We start from the raw sequence: 20,058 nt of genomic DNA, 5'->3' as shown, positions 1-20,058 counted from the left end.
AATGGCTAACATCAAGACCATGTCTTATGACGCGATTGTTATCGGTGGCGGCGGTGCCGGTATGCGTGCCGCCCTGCAACTGACAGAATCTGGCGTCAATACCGCATGTATCACCAAGGTATTTCCGACCCGTTCCCATACGGTGTCTGCCCAAGGTGGTATTACCTGCGCGATCGCCAGCGCTGATCCCAATGATGACTGGCGCTGGCACATGTATGACACCGTCAAGGGTTCCGACTACATCGGTGACCAGGACGCGATAGAGTATATGTGTTCCGTGGGTCCCCAGGCGGTTTTCGAGCTCGAGCATATGGGGCTGCCGTTCTCCCGTACCGAGCAGGGCCGTATTTACCAGCGTCCGTTTGGTGGTCAGTCCAAAGGGCCGGACAATCCCGCTCAGGCGGCGCGTACGTGTGCCGCTGCAGACCGTACCGGGCACGCACTCCTGCACACGCTTTATCAGGCCAATCTCAAAGGCGGAACCACCTTCCTGAACGAGTGGTACGCCGTTGACCTGGTCAAGAACAGTAAAAACGAAGTGGTCGGTGTTGTCGCCATCGAAATCGAGAGCGGCGAAGTGGCATACATCAAGTGCAAGGCAACAGTACTGGCGACCGGCGGTGCAGGGCGCATCTACGCCTCCACCACCAACGCCCTGATCAACACCGGCGACGGTATTGGCATGGCGCTCCGTGCTGGTTTCCCGATGCAGGATATGGAGATGTGGCAGTTCCATCCTACGGGCATCCACGGTGCCGGGACTCTGGTGACCGAAGGTTGCCGGGGTGAGGGCGGTTACCTGATCAATGCCGAGGGTGAGCGCTTCATGGAGCGTTACGCACCGAACGCCAAGGATCTGGCTGGACGTGACGTTGTTGCCCGCTCAATGGTTATTGAGATCCTTGAAGGCCGTGGCTGTGGCCCGGAGAAGGATCACGTTCTGTTGAAGCTGGACCACCTCGGGGAAGAAACGCTGAACCTACGTCTGCCGGGTATCTGTGAACTTTCACGTACCTTTGCGCATGTGGACCCGGTTAAAGAGCCTGTACCGGTTGTGCCGACCTGTCACTACATGATGGGCGGGATTCCGACCAACGTAGGCGGTCAGGCCCTGACTCAGGATGAAAATGGCAACGATACGCCGATTCCCGGGTTGTTTGCCTGCGGTGAAGCCGCTTGTGTTTCCGTGCATGGGGCGAATCGCCTGGGTGGCAACTCGTTGTTGGATCTGGTGGTGTTTGGTCGTGCTGCTGGTCTGCACATTGAAGAGCAGCTTCGCGGCGGCTTCGAAGTCGATGGCGCCAGTGAGGAAGACATCAAGAACGCCATGGCGCGCCTTGACCGTCTGAACAGCGCATCGGAAGGTGAGAGCGTTGCCGAAGTGCGTAAGGATCTACAGAACTGCATGCAGCTTTATTTCGGTGTGTTCCGTGACGGCAAGAGCATGGAAGAAGGTCTTGAAAAGCTGGAGGCGATTGGCAAGCGTGTGCGCAATACCAAGCTCGCGGATACCAGCAATGCTTTCAACACAGCGCGTATTGAAGCCCTTGAGCTCGACAACCTGTATGAAGTTGCCCTTGCAACGGCTGTTTCAGCCTATGAGCGTAAGGAAAGCCGTGGTGCTCATGCCCGTAACGACTTTACCGAGCGCGATGATGAGAACTGGCTGAAGCATTCGCTGTACTTCCCGCTGGACAAGCGTGTTGGAAAGCGTGATGTAAACTTCGCTCCGAAAACGGTGGATACATTCCAGCCGAAGATCCGGACTTACTAAGGGAGACTGAACAATGTTAGTAAGCCTGTACCGTTACAACCCGGAAACCGACAATGCGCCCTATATGCAGGACGTTGAGCTGGATGTCCCGGAAGGAAAGGACCTGATGGTTCTGGATGTTCTGAACCTGGTCAAGGAGCAAGACCCCTCAATGGCCTACCGTCGCTCCTGCCGTGAAGGTGTGTGCGGATCGGACGGTATGAACATGAACGGCAAGAACGGTCTTGCCTGTATCACGCCGCTGTCGGAAGTGCTCAAGAACAACAAGCTGGTTGTTCGTCCGCTGCCGGGCCTGCCCGTGATTCGTGACCTGGTTGTAGACATGAGCCTGTTCTACAAGCAGTACGAGAAGGTTATGCCGTATCTGGTCAACGACAATCCGGCGCCTGCTATTGAGCGTTACCAGTCACCGGAAGACCGGGAAAAGCTGGACGGCCTGTACGAGTGTATTCTCTGTGCCTGCTGTTCCACGGCCTGCCCCTCATTCTGGTGGAATCCGGACAAGTTCGTTGGTCCGGCCGGATTGCTGCAAGCCTACCGGTTCCTGGCCGACAGCCGGGATACCGCACAGGAGGAGCGTCTTGCCAATCTGGATGATCCGTTCAGCGTATTCCGCTGTCGGGGCATCATGAACTGTGTCAGCGTTTGTCCAAAAGGCCTTAATCCGACACGGGCGATTGGTCACATTCGGAACCTTCTGCTACAGCGGGCTACATAAGCAGAATCTGAAACAGACGCTATACTGTGCTGACAAGGCTCGCACCCGGAAGGGCTCGCAACGATGCGGGCCCTTCAACCAAAGGCTTATAGTCAAAAGTCTTAGCAGGGTGCACACTACGCAGGCCGTGACGGGAGCTTGAAAGGCTCCTGACGGTTTGCTGAGTATAATAACCACCGGGGAACGGAAAACATCCATGTTGGGTGTGGTGGCCACAGTCGATCCCGTAAAAACCCGTATTGACTCAGACATACCCCTGGCCGACCATAGCCAGCTCCCCGCACCAGCCCAAGGTGAGCTATTCAAAATGCACGAAAGCATAATGGAGCAGTTGTGGCAGACTTCCCACCTACAAGGGGGGAATCTCGCCTATGTTGAACAGCTTTTCGAAACCTACCTGACAGACCCCAATGCCGTTCCCGAAGAGTGGCGCAGCTATTTCGATAAACTTCCCAGCGTGGATGGCTACAAAGGTCGCGATATAGACCATTCGTCCATCCGCCAGCAATTCGAACACATATCCCGCAATCAGCGCTTCCTCACCAGCAGCGGTGTACCTGCCAGTGCTACGGTTGATGCAGACAAAAAGCAGATCCGTGTTCTCCAGTTAATCAACGCCTTCCGTTTTCGTGGCCACCAGGAAGCAAAGCTGGACCCACTTGGCGTCTGGAATCGCCCGCAGGTTGAGGATCTTGATCCATCCTTTCACGAGCTGTCGGAAGCCGACTACGATCTGGAGTTTCAGACCGGTTCACTGAATTTCGGCTCTGAAACGATGAAGCTTCGGGACATCGTTGGTGGCCTTCGGCAGACGTATTGTGAAAGCATTGGTGCAGAATACATGCACGTTGTGGACACTCGTATCAAACGCTGGTTCCAGCAACGCATGGAACCGGTTCGTTCGCGCCCCAACTACGAGTCCGGAACCCGCAAGCATTTGCTGGAACGGTTGACCGCAGCCGAAGGCCTTGAAAAATATCTGGGTTCCCGCTACCCAGGCGTGAAACGATTTGGCCTTGAAGGCGCCGAGACCCTGATTCCTTGTCTGGATGAGCTGATCCAGCGAGCCGGCAGTTACGGCGCCAAGGAAATTGTGTTGGGTATGGCCCACCGGGGCAGATTGAACGTTCTGGTTAATACGCTCGGCAAGAACCCGAAAGAACTGTTTGATGAGTTCGAAGGCAAGAAACTCGCGGATTCCGGTTCCGGTGATGTCAAATACCATCAGGGTTTCTCCTCCAACGTCATGACCGAGGGCGGCGAAATCCACCTTGCGCTGGCGTTTAACCCGTCGCACCTGGAAATTGTGTCTCCGGTGGTTGAAGGCTCTGTCCGTGCCCGCCAGACCCGGCGCAAAGACCCGAACGGCACCCAGTGTGTACCCATCATCATGCACGGTGACGCAGCGTTCGCCGGGCAGGGTGTGGTGATGGAAACCTTCCAGATGTCCCAGACCCGGGGCTATGGTGTTGGCGGTACTATTCATATCGTCATCAACAACCAGGTCGGTTTTACCACCAGCAAGCAGGAGGACGCCCGTTCAACGGAATACTGCACCGATGTGGCCAAGATGATCCAGGCCCCGATCCTGCACGTGAATGCGGACGATCCCGAGGCGGTCATGTTCGTGACCCAGATGGCCATGGATTACCGCCACGAGTTCAAGAACGATGTGGTGATCGATCTGGTGTGCTATCGCCGTCGCGGACACAACGAAGCGGATGAGCCGGCCGCGACCCAGCCGGTGATGTATGAAAAGATCCGCAAGCTGACAACCACCCGCAACCTCTATGCGGAAAAGCTGGTTGCAGACGGTGTGATCGGTGAAGAAGAAGCCAAGCAGATCGAGCTCGACTACCGGGACGAGCTGGATAAGGGCGACCACGTGGTCAAGTCCCTGGTCAAGGAGCCTAACAAGGATCTGTATGTCGACTGGACGCCGTATCTGGGCCATGAGTGGACTGCAAAGTGCAAATCCAGTGTTGCCCTTAAGACAATCCAGAAGCTGGGCAAGAAACTGACGCACGTGCCGGAAGGCTTCAGTGTTCAGCGTCAGGTGTCCAAGATTGTCAGCGACCGGGAAAAAATGACCGCCGGCGCGCTGCCGATCAACTGGGGCTACGGTGAAGTAATGGCCTACGCCACGCTTCTGAACGAAGGACACCCCATCCGGATTACCGGCCAGGATGTTGGTCGTGGCACCTTCTCTCATCGCCATGCGGTGCTGCACAACCAGAAAGACGGCGCCCATCATATTGCCCTGGAGCACATTTCCGAGAACCAGCCGAAGTTTGAAATCTACGACTCCCTGCTCTCGGAAGAGGCGGTGATGGCGTTCGAGTATGGTTATTCCACCACGGCGCCCAACGGTCTTGTGGTCTGGGAAGCCCAGTTTGGCGACTTCGCGAATGGCGCTCAAGTGGTTATTGACCAGTTCCTGACCAGTGGTGAGCACAAGTGGGGCCGCCTCTGCGGTCTTACCCTGTTGCTGCCCCATGGATACGAGGGGCAGGGCCCGGAGCACAGCTCCGCGAGGCTGGAGCGCTTCCTGCAATTGTCCGCGGAACATAACATTCAGGTTTGCGTGCCAACCACGCCGTCACAGGTGTTCCATATGCTGCGTCGTCAGGTCAAGCGGCCGCTGCGTAAGCCTCTTGTCGCGATTACGCCTAAAAGCCTGTTGCGTCATAAGGAAGCCACCTCGGACCTGGATGATCTGACATCGGGGACTTTCAAGACGGTCCTTCCGGAGAAAGAGCCTTCCGACCCGAAGAAAGTGACTCGTCTGATTCTGTGTAGCGGTAAGGTCTATTTCGACCTGTTGGAGCGCAAAAAAGCGGACGAGCGGGATGACGTTGCGATTGTTCGTATCGAACAGCTGTACCCTTTCCCGGGAGACGATCTGGACGAGCTCCTGAGCCAGCACAGCAAACTCAAGCACGTGGTCTGGTGCCAGGAAGAGCCCATGAACCAGGGGGCCTGGTACTGCAGCCAGCATCATATGCGTAATGCTCTGCATCGCCATAATCCCAAACTGTATCTTCAGTATGCCGGTCGTGACGCCTCTGCTGCGCCGGCGTGTGGCCATATGTCGGTTCACATTGAAGAGCAGAAAAAACTGGTTAACGACGCGTTTGAAATCTGACGAGTTACCGAACTAAGGATCCGAGATGTCAACTGAAATAAAAGCCCCCGTATTCCCAGAGTCGGTCGCAGAGGGAACAGTCGCGACCTGGCACAAGCAGCCTGGTGAAGCCTGTTCACGTGACGAACTGATTGTCGATATTGAAACCGACAAGGTCGTACTCGAGGTGGTAGCTCCGGCGGATGGTGTTATCGAGGAAGTACTCAAGGGCGAAGGCGACACCGTAGAAAGCGGTGAAGTCGTAGGTAAGTTCAAGGAAGGTGCGGCTGGTGAATCCAAGCCTGCTGCCAAGGATGACAGCAAGAAAGAGGAAAGTAAGCCGGAAGAGGCTTCGGAAAAGCCCTCTGAAGCACCGGCCAAGCGCTCTGGCGATGCCATCCTCAGCCCGGCGGCTCGTAAGCTGGCGGAGGAGAACAACATTGATCCGGATGCCGTAGAGGGCACAGGCAAAGACGGACGAGTTACCAAGGAAGATGTTCAGAATCATGTAGATACTGGAAAGTCTTCAGGTGCTACTTCAGCCCCGGCTTCGAAGCCAGCCGGCGATATGCCGCAGGTGGATGTTGGTTCCGGCGAGCGTCCGGAGAAGCGCGTTCCAATGACTCGTCTGCGCGCCAGTATCGCCAAGCGACTGGTCAATGCCCAGCAGACGGCTGCCATGCTTACCACGTTCAACGAAGTGAACATGGGGCCGGTCATGGAGCTGCGCAAGCAGTACAAGGAAAGCTTCGAGAAGCGTCATGGGGTCAAGCTCGGTTTCATGTCCTTCTTTACCAAGGCGGCGACCGAAGCCCTGAAGCGATTCCCGGCGGTCAACGCCTCCATCGACGGCAACGACATGGTTTACCATGGTTACCAGGATATCGGTATCGCGGTTTCAAGCGATCGCGGCCTGGTTGTGCCTGTGCTTCGTGACACTGATGCGCTCGGCCTGGCCGGCATTGAGAAGAAAATCGTCGAGTACGGAACCAAGGCCAAAGACGGCAAGCTCGGTATCGAGGATATGACCGGTGGCACCTTTACCATCACCAACGGTGGTATCTTTGGTTCACTGATATCCACTCCGATCCTCAACCCGCCACAGACCGCCATCCTGGGTATGCACAAGATTCAGGAGCGTCCGATGGCTGTGAACGGCAAGGTCGAGATTCAGCCGATGATGTATCTGGCGCTTTCCTACGACCACCGCATGATCGATGGCAAGGAAGCAGTGCAGTTCCTGGTGGCTATCAAGGAAATGCTTGAAGACCCGGCGCGTATTCTGCTGGACGTCTGAGCTGACACTTAACGAATTGGATAACGGGATAAAACATGTCTGACAAGTACGACGTAATCGTCATTGGCGCTGGCCCGGGCGGCTATGTTGCCGCCATCAAAGCGGCTCAGCTGGGCCTGAAAACCGCGTGTATCGAGTCCTGGACCGACAAGGAAGGCAAGAACCGGCTTGGCGGTACCTGCCTGAATGTGGGCTGCATTCCTTCCAAGGCGTTGCTGGAGATTTCCCACAAATATGAGGAGGCCAGCCACGATTTTGCCGAGCAGGGCATTATCGCCAAGGAAGTCGGCTTCGACATCGCCAAGATGATGAAGCGCAAGGAAGGCATCGTGGACCAGCTGACCGGTGGTATCGGTGGCCTGTTCAAGTCCAACGGCGTTACACCGATCTATGGCCACGGGAAGCTGTTGGCCAACCGCAACGTGGAAGTGACCGATAAGGATGGCAAGACCAAAACCTACGAGGCGGAAAATGTAATTATCGCCACGGGTTCACGTCCTGTTCAGATTCCACCTGCGCCGTTCGATGGCACGCACATCGTGGACTCTGAGGGCGCTCTCGAGTTCACCGAAGTTCCCAAGCGTCTCGGCGTGATTGGTGCCGGTGTTATCGGCCTGGAACTGGGCAGCGTATGGGCTCGCCTGGGGTCAGAGGTGACGGTACTTGAAGCTGTTGATACTTTCCTGCCAGTCGTTGACCAGCAGGTTGCCAAGGATGCGTTGAAACAGTTCCAGAAACAGGGTCTTAACATTGTGCTGGGCGCGCGTATGACCGGTGCGGAAGTCAAGCGCAAACTGGTTAACGTGACCTATGAGGATTCCAAGGGTAAGCAGGAAGCCAAGTTCGACAAGCTGATCGTCGCTGTTGGCCGTCGCCCATATACCGATAACCTGCTGTCTGAAGACTCCGGTGTAAAGATGGACGAGCGCGGTTTCATCTTCGTGGATGATAACTGTAAAACTGAAGCGCCTGGTGTCTGGGCGGTGGGTGACGTGGTTCGTGGCCCAATGCTGGCCCACAAGGCGTCCGAAGAAGGCGTTATGGTTGCCGAGCGTATTGCCGGGCACAAGCCTCAGGTTAACTACGATTGCATCCCGAACGTGATTTATACCTCGCCGGAAGTTGCCTGGGTCGGTAAGACCGAGCAGGAGATGAAAGCGGAAGGTGAAGAGTACAATGTGGGTACTTTCCCGTTTGCCGCCAATGGTCGAGCCATGGCAGCGAATGCGGCGACCGGCATGGTCAAGATCATCGCCGACGCGAAAACGGACCGCATTGTCGGTTTCCATGTGGTGGGTCCCCAGGCCTCTGAAATCGTAGCCCAGGGCGTTATTGCCATGGAGTTTGGTTCCAGTGCCGAAGATCTCGCCCTGACCTGTTTTGCACATCCGACTCTGTCCGAGTCTGTGCATGAAGCGGCTCTGGGTGTTGCCGGCGGAGCGATTCACATCGCCAACCGTCGCAAAAAGAAGTAACGCGAGCCAGGAAACGGGGGCGCCAATGACGGCGCCCCGCTGCTATTAATACGGCTGGTTTTCGGTCGCGTTAAGGATGTGCTGAGGTGATCCCCGGCACATCGAACCGAATTCGCACAGCGCGGGTTCAATTTCCGTATGTGGTTATCCTCCATCAGAAAGCGGGACATTAACTATGAATTTGCATGAATATCAGGGCAAACAGCTATTCGCTGAATATGGCCTGCCAGTATCCAAAGGCATTGCCTGCGATACCCCCAAGGAAGCAGTGGCTGCTGCTGACGAAATTGGCGGCGACGCCTGGGTTGTGAAAGCTCAGGTACACGCTGGTGGCCGCGGTAAGGCTGGCGGTGTAAAGCTGGTCAAGAGCAAAGACGAAATCCGTGCCTTTGCTGAAAACTGGCTCGGCAAGAACCTGGTGACGTACCAGACCGATGAAAACGGCCAGCCAGTCAGCAAGATTCTTGTTGAGTCCCTTACCGATATCGACCAGGAACTCTATCTGGGTGCGGTTGTAGATCGCGGTACTCGCCGCATCGTGTTCATGGCCTCCACCGAAGGTGGTGTTGAGATCGAACAGGTTGCCGAAGAAACGCCGGAAAAGATCCTGAAAGCCGAAGTTGATCCGCTGGTTGGCGCGCAGCCGTACCAAGGCCGTGAGCTTGCTTTCAAATTGGGCCTCGAAGGCAAGCAGATCGGTCAGTTCACCAAGATCTTCATGGGTCTGGCGAAACTGTTTGAAGACCGGGATCTGGCGTTGCTGGAAATCAACCCGCTGGTTATCACGCCGGCCGGTGACCTGCACTGTCTGGACGCAAAGATTGGTGTAGACGGCAACGCGCTGTACCGTCAGAAGAAAATCCACGAAATGCACGATCCTTCCCAGGAAGATTCCCGTGAGGCCGAAGCTGCCAAGTGGGAACTGAACTATGTCGCGCTGGAAGGCAACATCGGCTGTATGGTCAACGGCGCTGGCCTGGCTATGGGTACCATGGACATCATCAAGCTGTCTGGTGGTCAACCCGCGAACTTCCTGGACGTTGGTGGCGGTGCTACCAAGGAGCGGGTTTCCGAGGCCTTCAAGATTATCCTGTCCGATGCCAACGTAAAGGCCGTACTGGTCAACATCTTTGGTGGCATTGTGCGCTGCGACATGATCGCAGAAGGCATCATCGGTGCCGTTAAGGAAGTGGGTGTTAAGGTGCCTGTGGTTGTTCGTCTTGAGGGCAACAACGCCGAAACTGGCACAAAGGTCCTCGCCGACAGTGGCCTGAACATCATTGCTGCCACCAGTCTGTCGAATGCGGCAGAGCAAGTCGTTAAAGCCGCAGGGGGTAAATAATGAGCATCCTGATCACCAAAGACACCAAGGTTATCTGCCAGGGCTTCACCGGCGCACAGGGTACGTTCCACTCTGAGCAAGCCATTGAGTACGGCACCAAAATGGTTGGTGGCGTAAGCCCCGGCAAGGGCGGTACAGAGCATCTGGGTCTTCCTGTGTTCAATACTGTACGGGAAGCTGTAGAGAAGACGGGTGCGGAAGCCACCGTTATCTATGTGCCGGCTCCATTCTGTAAAGACGCCATCGTTGAAGCAGCGGATGCTGGCATCCAGTTAATCGTCTGCATTACCGAAGGCATCCCGACCATCGACATGCTCTACGCAAAAGAGTACGTCGATCGCAAGGGTGTTCGCATGATCGGGCCGAACTGCCCGGGTGTGATCACGCCAGGTGAGAGCAAGATCGGTATCATGCCGGGCCATATTCACAAGCCGGGCAAAGTGGGCATTGTGTCCCGCTCAGGTACCCTGACGTACGAAGCGGTCAAGCAAACCACCGATTTCGGCTACGGCCAGTCTACCTGTGTTGGTATCGGTGGTGACCCGATTCCGGGTTCCAACTTCATCGATATCCTGCAGTTGCTGCAGGACGACCCGCAGACAGAAGCCATTGTGATGATCGGCGAAATCGGCGGAACCGCTGAGGAAGAAGCCGCTGCGTTCATCAAGGACAACGTCAGCAAGCCGGTGGTGTCTTACATCGCGGGTGTAACGGCGCCTCCTGGCAAGCGTATGGGTCACGCCGGTGCGATTATCTCCGGTGGTAAGGGCACGGCGGATGAAAAATTCGCTGCGCTGAACGACGCCGGTGTCAAAACCGTGCGCAGCCTGGCTGAAATCGGCAAGGCGCTGAAGGAAGTGACTGGCTGGTAAAATACCGCCGGTGAAGGAAAGCCCCCGGGTCTGCCATGCGGACTGTCGGGGGCTTTTTGTTTTCTGGCGACAGCGCAGGTTTTTCAATGCCTTCTTAACGCGGGCCACACATAAGACTATAATGCCCGGTCAGCCTGCAATATGATGGCTGTTCCCTATAAATAAAAGGAGTTCATGCTTTGAGTTCTGTCGATTCCCAGCAACGGATTTTGTCCGGCATGCGTCCCACCGGCAAGTTGCACCTTGGCCATTATCATGGTGTTCTGAAGAACTGGGTCAAACTCCAGCATGAATTCGAATGCTTCTTTTTCGTTGCCGACTGGCACGCGCTGACCACCAACTATGATGACCCCACCGGCATTGAGGATAGCGTCTGGGATATGGTGATCGACTGGCTCGCAGCAGGCGTCAATCCCGGGTCCTCAACCATGTTCATTCAGTCCAAGGTGCCGGAACACGCGGAGCTTCATCTGCTGTTGTCGATGATTACCCCATTGGGTTGGCTTGAGCGTGTACCTACCTACAAGGATCAGCAGGAAAAACTTCGCGAGAAAGACCTGGCTACCTACGGCTTTCTCGGCTATCCGCTGTTGCAGAGCGCGGACATTCTGATGTATCGGGCCGGCCGTGTACCCGTGGGTGCGGATCAGGTCTCCCACGTGGAAATCACGCGTGAAGTCGCTCGCCGCTTCAATCACATCTACGGCCGTGAGCCGGGATTTGAAGAGCAGGCAGAGGGTGCCATCATCAAGATGGGCAAGAAGAACGCCAAGCTATATCGCACCCTGAAGAAGCGTTATCAGGAAGAAGGCGATATGGAAGCCCTGGAAACGGCGCGAGCATTGCTCAAAGAGCAACAGAACATCTCCCTGGGCGACCGTGAGCGGCTGTACGGCTATATCGAAGGTGGTGGCAAGGTGATCCTTCCTGAACCCCAGCCCCTGCTGACACCGGAATCGAAGATGCCGGGACTGGACGGCCAGAAAATGTCCAAGTCTTACAACAACTACATCGGCTTGCGCGAAGAGCCTGACAGCGTCGCCCAGAAAATTCGTACCATGCAGACCGACCCCCAGCGGGTACGTCGCACCGATCCGGGCGAACCGGAGAAGTGTCCAGTTTGGGGGCTTCATCAGGTTTATTCCGATGCGGATACCCAGGAATGGGTGCAAACGGGCTGCCGTTCGGCGGGCATTGGTTGCCTGGAATGCAAGAAACCGCTGATTGACTCGATTATTGAAGAGCAGCGCCCTCTGCATGAGCGTGCTCGCGAATATGAAGGCAACCCTGATCTGGTTCATGCCATTATTGAAGAGGGCTGCGAGCAAGCCAGGGATGCAGCGAGGGATACCCTTGAGGAAGTTCGTACAGCCATGGGCCTGAACTACCGCTGAGCCCTGGCGCTGACGACTCTGGAGAGAGCATGACAGAGGAAACCACAGGCAGTACGACGGCGGATGAGGGTGTTGAGGCACCTGGGACGCCCGCTGAGCAGGCGCCACTTGCCCGTGTTTCGGGTAAGCCGGTGGTTGATCTGCCGCGTGACCTGTATATTCCCCCCGATGCCCTGGCGGTATTCCTTGAGGCCTTTGAAGGGCCGTTGGATTTGTTGCTGTATCTGATCCGTCGTCAAAACATGGACATCCTCAACATCGATGTCAGCGAGATCACCAAGCAGTACATGGACTATATTGGCGCCGTTGAAGCCATGCGGTTCGAACTGGCGGCAGAGTATCTGGTTATGGCGGCGACGCTGGCGGAGATAAAATCCAGGATGCTGCTGCCGAGGCAGGAATCCGAGGATGAAGAGGATATCGATCCACGGGCGGAGCTGATACGCAGGCTCCAGCAGTATGAGCGCTTCAAGCAGGCTGCCGAGGATATCGACGATATGCCGCGGCTTGAGCGGGACAATTTTGTTGCCTCTGCTGCGCTGCCCCGGATGCCTTCCAGTCAGCCCCATCCCGACGTGGATTTGCGGGAAATTCTGTTTGCGCTGCAGGGCGTGCTCAAACGCGCAGACCTGTTTACCAGCCACCATGTGGAGCGTGAGCGTTTATCCACCCGTGAACGCATGTCGTCAATATTGTCGGTCCTGCGGGATGACCAGTTCGTGACGTTCGAAAGCCTGTTTACGCCGGAGGAGGGACGATTGGGGGTTGTGGTGAGTTTTCTGGCGACTTTGGAGCTGGTCAAGGAGCAACTGATCGAAGTGGTCCAGGCCGAGGTGCTGGGCCCGATCCATGTCAGGGCGAGAGCGGTATGAACGAGGAACATCTCCGGAAAATACAGGCGATAACCGAAGCTGCGTTACTGGTAGCCGGCAAACCCTTATCGGTCGACCAATTGCGGGATCTATTTGAAGAAGGTGAACGCCCGGCTCGCCAGGTAATGGAGCATGTGCTGGTCTTGCTGGAACAGTCTTGCCAGGGGCGGGGATTCGAGCTGAAGAAAATAGCCAGTGGTTACCGGCTGCAGGTGCGGGAAGAATTTGCTCCGTGGGTAGGGCGCTTGTTTGAGGAAAAGCCCCAAAGGTACTCCCGTGCGCTGCTGGAGACGCTGGCACTGATTGCCTATCGCCAGCCCATCACCCGTAGTGAAATTGAGGACATTCGGGGTGTCACCGTCAGCAGCAATATTGTTCGTACGCTACTGGAGCGGGAATGGGTGAGGGTCGTGGGGCACCGCGATGTGCCCGGCAGGCCCGCCATGTATGCAACCACCCGTCAGTTTCTGGACTATTTCAATCTGGAGGGTCTGGATCAGATGCCGCCCTTGTCAGAAATCCGGGATCTGGAAGAAATCGGTCGGGAAATCGAAAAAAACATGCAGGCCGAGATCGAATTCGAATCTCCGGCCCGGAGCACTGGTGGCGATGGGGAAGACTCCAATCCCGACAACGCGCCAGGACAAACACTTCACTGATGCCATCGGCGTCAGCCACTCGTTAAGGACAGATCCATGGCGGCCAATCGCCCCAAGAAACCCGAACAACGGCAGGCGGATGAAACCACCGTTTCCGGCCCGGAGCGCATACAGAAGTTACTGGCCCGTGCCGGCGTGGGATCGCGTCGGGAAGTTGAGTCCTGGATCGAGGCCGGTCGCCTGAACATCAATGGGAAACCCGTTGAGCCGGGACAAAAAGCCACAGTCGACGATCGCATTGAGCTGGATGGCAAACGCCTGGACATAACAGCCGGTGCTGAGGTGGTCAGGCGGGTGCTCATTTACAACAAGCCGGAAGGCGAAGTCACCACTCGCCGCGACCCGGAAGGTCGGCCGACCGTATTTGACAGCCTTCCCCGGCTCCGTGATCACCGCTGGATCGCCATTGGGCGACTGGACATCAATACCACCGGTCTGGTGCTGTTCACCACCGATGGCGAGCTTGCCAACCGTTTGATGCACCCGTCGCGTCAGATTGATCGCGAATACGCGGTCAGGGTTTTTGGCGAAGTGGATGAAGCGATGATCAAAAGGCTGTCTGAAGGGGTGCTGCTCGACGACGGCATGGCAAAGTTTTCGGACATCAGCGAGGCCGGAGGCAAGGGGATCAACCAATGGTTCCATGTGACGCTACTGGAAGGCCGTAACCGAGAAGTGCGTAGGCTTTGGGAGTCTCAGGGTGTGAGGGTCAGCCGGTTGAAGCGAGTGCGTTATGGGCCAGTTTTCCTGCCAAGCCGTCTGACCGTTGGCAAATGGGAAGAGCTGGACCAGAAGGCCGTGGATTCGCTGAGCAAAGCCGTGGATTTGAAGCCGGTGGAGATTCCGGCGAAAACGCCGTCTGAGCAAAAGACCCTTGATCGTAAGCGCCGCAAACAGTCTGGGACGGGGCCACGCAAATCGGGTGGCGCGCGATGGCAAGTCGACAGTGCTGGCCCTTCGACGGGCCGGAAATCATCAGGCAAACCACCAGCAAAATCTGGAAAACGCTGATCAGTTACTGATAGCGGCGAAAACCCGTGTGCAATTGCGACCGTGGGCTTTCGCCCGGTACAGCGCTTCGTCGGTGCGGGCGAGCCACTGGTCGGCGGTCTCGTCTGCCAGTCTCATGGCTACGCCGCAGCTCGCTGTAACCGTGACATTGGTATCCCCGCAGTTCACCACAATGGTGTTGATGAATTCGCGAATACGGTCGCCAACGTCACGCGCGTTTGCCTCGTCGGTATGGGCCAGCAGGATAGCAAACTCTTCTCCACCAAAGCGGTACACGCTGTCGGAATTCCTGACGGCCTTTTCAATTTCTGCGGCCGCCAGTTTCAGTATGTGATCCCCCACGACATGGCCGTATTGGTCATTCACCTGTTTGAAATGATCCAGATCGCACAGGATCAGTGAATGCTGCTCTCCATGCCTGTCGCCAAGACAGCTGGCACGGGACAGCGCTTCGACCATAGCACGCTTGTTGGGAACACCTGTCAGGCAATCCGTCAGAGACGCCTGTTCGATGGCAATAAACTGGCAGGCATTGCGAACAGGGCAGATGGCGGCCGCAAGCATCAACTCGATGCCTTCGAGTTCCTGTTCCGTGAATTTCTGTCGACGGCTGAGAGAAAGCGTGCCGTAAAAGCCACCTTCAAGATTGAGTCGATAGTCACAGCGATGGGGACCGCCCATACCAGTTACGTAGACAAAGTCCCGTGACGCTATGGTGTGCCGGTAAGTCAGACAGTCGTAAGGAACCACGCTGGCGATCTCGTCAGCCAGAATCGCCAGTTGCGTTTCCAGGCTGAGTGTCGTGGACAGTCTTCGGGTCAGCCTTGTCAGCACATCCGGGGATTCGTTCCAGTCGCGGTGCGCTTGTCGCAGGGCTGCGAGTTTCTGAGGCTGTGGTCCGGACTTGTTGATTGACGGAATCTGTTTCACTCAAAGCTGCCTGTTAAGTTGTTTTTCCTTAACTCAGCATATATTGAGCCAATAAAAGAAATAACAAGCTATAACAGTTGTATATGGCATCTATGCTCATAGTTTTTCAGGGAGTGGGACAGCCTTGGCGCTGAGTGAGTCAAGTTTCCGGCATAAGTTTGCCGACATGACCGGATCGTTAAAATGTCCGACAAGGGGATTGGGCTCACGGGTGCCTGTGGTAAACTTCTGCGCTTATTCTTTGCTGCCAGTAGCGAGTGAGCGACAAGTTTTATGAGGTTTCAGGCCCCCGAGAGTCTTTCCGAACAGATAGCCCAGCACCTGGGGCAGCGCATTGTGACCGGCGACCTGAGGCCGGGCGAGCGAATCCAGGAACTGAAAGTTGCCGGGGAACTGAATGTCAGTCGTGGTTCCGTGCGCGAGGCACTGTTGATTCTTCAGCGCCGCCATCTGATTGATATTTTTCCTCGCCGTGGTGCGGTGGTTTCCCGTTTAACTCCGGAACTGGTCAATAGCCTCTACGATATCTACATCGATTTGTTGTGCATGCTGGGGCGTAAGGTGCTGGAACGCTGGTCCGGCAGCGAACTGTCTGGCGTGATGGGCCAGGTGCGAGAGCTTCAGGCCGTCATCGATGCGCTCAATTCCTCCGGCGGAGATGCCGCCGAGCAGGTGATTGATGCCGGTTTCGGGGTAATGCGCTACGCCTATGGGCTGGTGGAGAATCCGTTCCTCGAGGAAACCCTGGAAAATTTCCGCCCCGCCATCAGCCGGACTTATTTCGTGGCCCTGGAAAACTTTCGTGACGAGCTGGCAGAAACCGGGCGCTTTTTCCGGCAACTTGCGGATGCAGCGGTGCGTGACGACGCCGCCGGCCTTGAAACCGCCATCTGTGAGTTTGGCGAACACCAGCGTGAACAGGTACTGAGTATTCTCAGGGAAGAGGTGAGCGCCTGATATGCGCCTGAAGTCCATCAAACTATCCGGTTTCAAATCGTTCGTTGACCCCACCACGGTGCCGTTTCCGTCTAACATGACGGCGGTCGTGGGCCCCAACGGCTGTGGCAAGTCCAATATCATCGATGCTGTGCGCTGGGTGATGGGTGAAAGTTCTGCCAAGTATCTGCGTGGCGAGTCCATGTCGGATGTTATCTTCAATGGCTCCAGTGCGCGCAAACCCGTCGGCCAGGCCTCCATAGAACTGGTGTTCGACAACAGCGACGGCTCAGCGCCCGGCGAGTTCGTGCGTTTCAACGAAATCTCGGTACGCCGCCGTGTGTCACGCGAGGGGCAGTCGGAATACTTCCTGAACGGCTCCAAATGCCGGCGGCGTGACATTACTGACCTTTTCCTCGGGACCGGGCTGGGTCCCCGGAGCTACGCCATCATCGAACAGGGGATGATCTCGCGGTTGATTGAGGCCAAGCCGGAAGAGTTGCGGGTGTATATCGAGGAAGCGGCGGGTATCTCCAAGTATAAGGAGCGTCGCAAGGAAACCGAAAGCCGCATCCGCCGGACTCAGGAGAACCTGGAACGCCTGACGGATCTTAGGGACGAGCTGGGCAGGCAGCTGCAACACCTTGAGCGTCAGGCTCAGTCTGCAGAAAAATACAAGGCCTACAAGCAGGAAGAGCGCCAGAAAAAGGCCGAGCTGACGGTGCTGCGCTGGCAGTCCCTGGACACTGATCTTCAGACCTGGCGCACTCGCATCCGGGAGTCCGAGCTCGAGCTCGAGAAGCAGCTGTCTGAACGTGTCAGCCTGGAAACGGCACTGGAATCCCTGCGGGACGGCCATCAGGAACGTAACGAACATTTCAATCGGGCGCAGGCACGTTACTACGAAGCTGGCGCTGACATCGCCCGCATTGAGCAGAGCCTTGAGCACCAACGAGAGCGCAGCCGCCAGACGGCAGCGGAACTGGACCAGGCCATGGCCAATCAGCGCGAACTGGCTCGGGAACTGGAACAGGATGAAGAGAAACTGGCGGGTATCCAGGAAGAACTGGATATGCTGGAGCCGGAGCAGGAGGCGCTGGTCCTGAAGTCGGAGGAATCCGGAGAAAAGCTCCAGAGTGCCGAGGATGCCATGAGCGAGTGGCAGCACAATTGGGAAGACTTCAGTTCCCGTTCGGCGGATGCACGTCGGCAGGCGGAACTGGCCCAGTCCAGTATCCGTTCCCAGGAAAATGCCATTGAACAACTGCGCACCCGTCAACAACGGCTTCGAGAAGAACAGGATCTGCTTGAAGGACAGGTTGATCGGGCGGAACTGGACGACCTGCTGGAACAGCAGGAAACCCTGGAGCTGCAGAGGGAAGAAGCCGCGGAGCGAATCAACGTTGTCCAGGACGAACTCCAGGAAGCACGTCATCATCAGCGGGACGCAGAGCAGGCCGCCACGGACGCACGCCAGCAGGTCCAGAGTCTGAGGGCATCGCTTGAATCCCAGCAGGCCCTGTTGGGCGAACAAATGGGCAGCCAGGACGACACCTTGCAGGCCTGGCTCAACGAACACCGCCTCAGCGACAGTCCACGACTGGCCACACAGCTTCGTATCGACGATGGCTGGGAATTTGCGGTAGAGCAAGTAATAGGGCGCTTCAGCCAGGGGCTGAGCGTACCGGGGCTGGGGGCTGTGCACTCCAACATGGCTGGTGCTCCCCGAGGTTTGGCCCTGGTGAATAGTGATTCCAGCGCTAATAACCCATCTGAGGGGCTTGGCAGCAAAGTATCCGGCGCCGGGGGCATGGCATCCATACTGGCGCTTGTTGATGTCGCGGAGTCCATGGAGGACGCGCTGGAACGGCAGAAAGGTTTGGCGCCGGGCAGAAGCGTCATTACCCCCGAGGGCGCCTGGTTGTCCGCTGACTGGGTGCTGATGCCCGATTCCGATGCGGCCCAGATTGGCGTAATCGAGCGACAGAAGAAAGTCACTGCATTGGCGGGAGAGCTGGAGCAGGCGGAAGCCTCGCTGGACGTCGCCACCGACAATCTTGACCGATTGCTGGAACAATCAGAACGGGCGGAAGCCGCCAGGGACGATGCCCAGGGCCGGCTGGCGGATGCCGATCGGCAACTCGCTACTCTGTCGTCCAAGATCAGCGGCCTGAAAGCGCGTGCGGAACAGATTGATGCAAGGCTGCAGCGCATTCGTGACGATCTCACGGACGTGTCCATGAATCTTGAGCAGCAGCAGGGGCAACTGCTGGAAACCCGGGAGGAGTGGCAGCAGGCCCTGGCATCGACGGAAGACAGTGATGAAGAGAAGGAACGACTGCTTGAACGTCGGGACGTGCTGCGTGAAAACCTTGACCGGCTTCGTCAGGAGGCTCGGCACGATCGCGACCATGCCCACCAGCTACAGCTCCAGCTTCAGTCCCTGAACAGCCAGCGTGATGGCTTGCGTCAGACCATTGACCGAATGCAGCTGCAGAAAGAACGCCTGGACGAGCGCCTCGACATTCTCCGTGAAAGCCGCGAAAACGCCGAAGAGCCCATCGAAGACTTACAAATGCAGTTGGAAGGCCTTCTGGACAGGCGTTTGGCTGAAGAGGAGAAGTTGGGCGCCGCCCGAGACGCGCTTGAAGAAATTGATCAGGAGGTTCGCGATCGGGAGCAAAGTCGCAGCCGCATAGAGCACACCATCCAGGACGTCCGCGCGAGCCTCGAGAAGCTGAAAATGGAATCCCAGGCGCTGGAGATTCGCGCCAGCAATCACCTGGAACAGCTCGAGGAACTGGATGTACGCCTGCAGGAAGTGCTCTCCACCTTACCTGACGATGCCAGCGAGAAAGTGTGGGCCGAAGACCTGGAAAAAATCGGCTCCCGGATTCAGCGTCTGGGTGCCATCAACCTTGCGGCCATCGAGGAGTACCAGGTTCAGAGCGAGCGCAAGACTTATCTGGACAGTCAGCATGAAGACCTGATGGAAGCGCTGGAAACCCTGGACAACGCCATACGCAAGATTGATCGTGAAACCCGGCAGCGCTTCAAGGAGACGTTTGACCAGGTCAACGGGGGGCTCCAGGCGCTGTTCCCGAAAGTATTCGGTGGCGGCAATGCTTACCTTGAGCTTACGGGGGAGGATCTTCTGGAAACGGGCGTTGCCATCATGGCACGGCCGCCGGGCAAGAAAAACAGCACCATTCACCTGCTTTCCGGTGGGGAGAAGGCATTGACGGCCATCGCATTGGTGTTCTCTATCTTCCAGCTTAATCCGGCCCCGTTCTGTATGCTGGACGAGGTGGATGCTCCGTTGGACGATGCCAACGTCGGGCGATACGCCAACATGGTCAAGGAAATGTCAAAACAGGTACAGTTCATCTACATTACCCACAACAAGATCGCCATGGAAATGGCCGACCAACTGATGGGGGTCACAATGCATGAGCCAGGATGCTCACGGCTGGTATCCGTCGATGTAGACGAGGCTGCCGCATTGGCTGAAGCGTGATGCATCGTCGCTGGCGGACAGGCGGTCACGGTTTGTGCAAAAATGACAAAACTGCCATCTGGACTGTGTTTGCGTTGTATTCATTACAGGCTTTTCTTAGAGTAGCAACGATATCTGATCTGCAAACAGGACAGCAC

The 20,058-nt window shown here is 56.6% G+C and carries 14 protein-coding genes; 13 read left to right on the top strand and 1 reads right to left on the bottom strand.

Features of this window, described 5'->3' with window-relative positions; all coding sequences use genetic code 11:
• The first annotated feature begins 1 nt into the window (after nt 1).
• The 11 genes from sdhA (at nt 2) to rluB (ending at nt 14,538) form a co-directional block, all read left to right on the top strand.
• Nucleotides 2–1,774: a succinate dehydrogenase flavoprotein subunit gene (gene sdhA / locus R1T46_RS15445; protein ID WP_317306058.1), complete on the top strand. Its 1,773-nt coding sequence runs from the start codon at nt 2–4 to the stop codon at nt 1,772–1,774.
• Nucleotides 1,775–1,787: 13 nt separating this feature from the next.
• Entirely contained in the window at nt 1,788–2,492 is a 705-nt protein-coding gene (locus R1T46_RS15440; protein ID WP_317306056.1) for a succinate dehydrogenase iron-sulfur subunit, read from the top strand.
• Nucleotides 2,493–2,799: 307 nt separating this feature from the next.
• Nucleotides 2,800–5,637 carry a 2-oxoglutarate dehydrogenase E1 component gene (locus R1T46_RS15435; protein WP_317306054.1) on the top strand — a complete coding sequence of 946 codons (2,838 nt, stop codon included), beginning with the start codon at nt 2,800–2,802 and terminating at the stop codon, nt 5,635–5,637.
• Nucleotides 5,638–5,662: 25 nt separating this feature from the next.
• Nucleotides 5,663–6,913, top strand: a complete 1,251-nt coding sequence (gene odhB / locus R1T46_RS15430; protein ID WP_317306053.1) for a 2-oxoglutarate dehydrogenase complex dihydrolipoyllysine-residue succinyltransferase — start codon at nt 5,663–5,665, stop codon at nt 6,911–6,913.
• 35 nt (nt 6,914–6,948) lie between these two features.
• Nucleotides 6,949–8,388 carry a dihydrolipoyl dehydrogenase gene (gene lpdA / locus R1T46_RS15425; RefSeq protein ID WP_317306052.1) on the top strand — a complete coding sequence of 480 codons (1,440 nt, stop codon included), beginning with the start codon at nt 6,949–6,951 and terminating at the stop codon, nt 8,386–8,388.
• A 175-nt stretch (nt 8,389–8,563) separates the two neighbouring features.
• Nucleotides 8,564–9,730, top strand: coding sequence for an ADP-forming succinate--CoA ligase subunit beta (gene sucC / locus R1T46_RS15420; protein WP_317306050.1), 1,167 nt, complete (start codon nt 8,564–8,566; stop codon nt 9,728–9,730).
• Complete coding sequence (gene sucD, locus R1T46_RS15415; protein ID WP_317306049.1) at nt 9,730–10,602, top strand: succinate--CoA ligase subunit alpha; 873 nt, start codon at nt 9,730–9,732, stop codon at nt 10,600–10,602. The genes sucC and sucD overlap by 1 nt, the downstream gene beginning before the upstream one ends.
• Before the next feature lie 179 nt (nt 10,603–10,781).
• Complete coding sequence (locus R1T46_RS15410; RefSeq protein WP_317306048.1) at nt 10,782–11,996, top strand: tryptophan--tRNA ligase; 1,215 nt, start codon at nt 10,782–10,784, stop codon at nt 11,994–11,996.
• A gap of 29 nt (nt 11,997–12,025) precedes the next feature.
• A complete protein-coding gene (locus tag R1T46_RS15405) occupies nt 12,026–12,868 on the top strand; it encodes a ScpA family protein (RefSeq protein ID WP_317306047.1) in 843 nt (280 codons plus the stop codon).
• The gene (gene scpB, locus R1T46_RS15400; protein WP_317306046.1) at nt 12,865–13,527 is read left to right on the top strand and encodes an SMC-Scp complex subunit ScpB; all 663 of its coding nucleotides are present in this window, start codon (nt 12,865–12,867) and stop codon (nt 13,525–13,527) included. Before R1T46_RS15405 ends, scpB begins: the two co-directional genes overlap by 4 nt.
• Nucleotides 13,528–13,563: 36 nt before the next feature.
• Nucleotides 13,564–14,538 carry a 23S rRNA pseudouridine(2605) synthase RluB gene (gene rluB, locus R1T46_RS15395; protein WP_317306045.1) on the top strand — a complete coding sequence of 325 codons (975 nt, stop codon included), beginning with the start codon at nt 13,564–13,566 and terminating at the stop codon, nt 14,536–14,538.
• On the opposite strand, the gene R1T46_RS15390 is transcribed toward rluB, so the two are convergent.
• The gene (locus R1T46_RS15390) at nt 14,539–15,468 is read right to left on the bottom strand and encodes a GGDEF domain-containing protein (RefSeq protein ID WP_317306043.1); all 930 of its coding nucleotides are present in this window, start codon (nt 15,466–15,468) and stop codon (nt 14,539–14,541) included. It lies immediately after the preceding gene.
• Between the two features lie 273 nt (nt 15,469–15,741).
• On the opposite strand from R1T46_RS15390, the gene R1T46_RS15385 reads away from it, so the two are divergent.
• Entirely contained in the window at nt 15,742–16,425 is a 684-nt protein-coding gene (locus tag R1T46_RS15385) for a GntR family transcriptional regulator (protein ID WP_317306042.1), read from the top strand.
• 1 nt (nt 16,426) lies between these two features.
• Nucleotides 16,427–19,921, top strand: coding sequence for a chromosome segregation protein SMC (smc, locus tag R1T46_RS15380; RefSeq protein ID WP_317306041.1), 3,495 nt, complete (start codon nt 16,427–16,429; stop codon nt 19,919–19,921).
• Nucleotides 19,922–20,058 lie beyond the last annotated feature (137 nt).

The sequence above is a fragment of the Marinobacter salarius genome (assembly GCF_032922745.1).
Taxonomy (GTDB): domain Bacteria; phylum Pseudomonadota; class Gammaproteobacteria; order Pseudomonadales; family Oleiphilaceae; genus Marinobacter.
The sequence above is the reverse complement of the archived record's forward strand: the minus strand, read 5'-3'. Positions and strand labels throughout refer to the sequence as shown.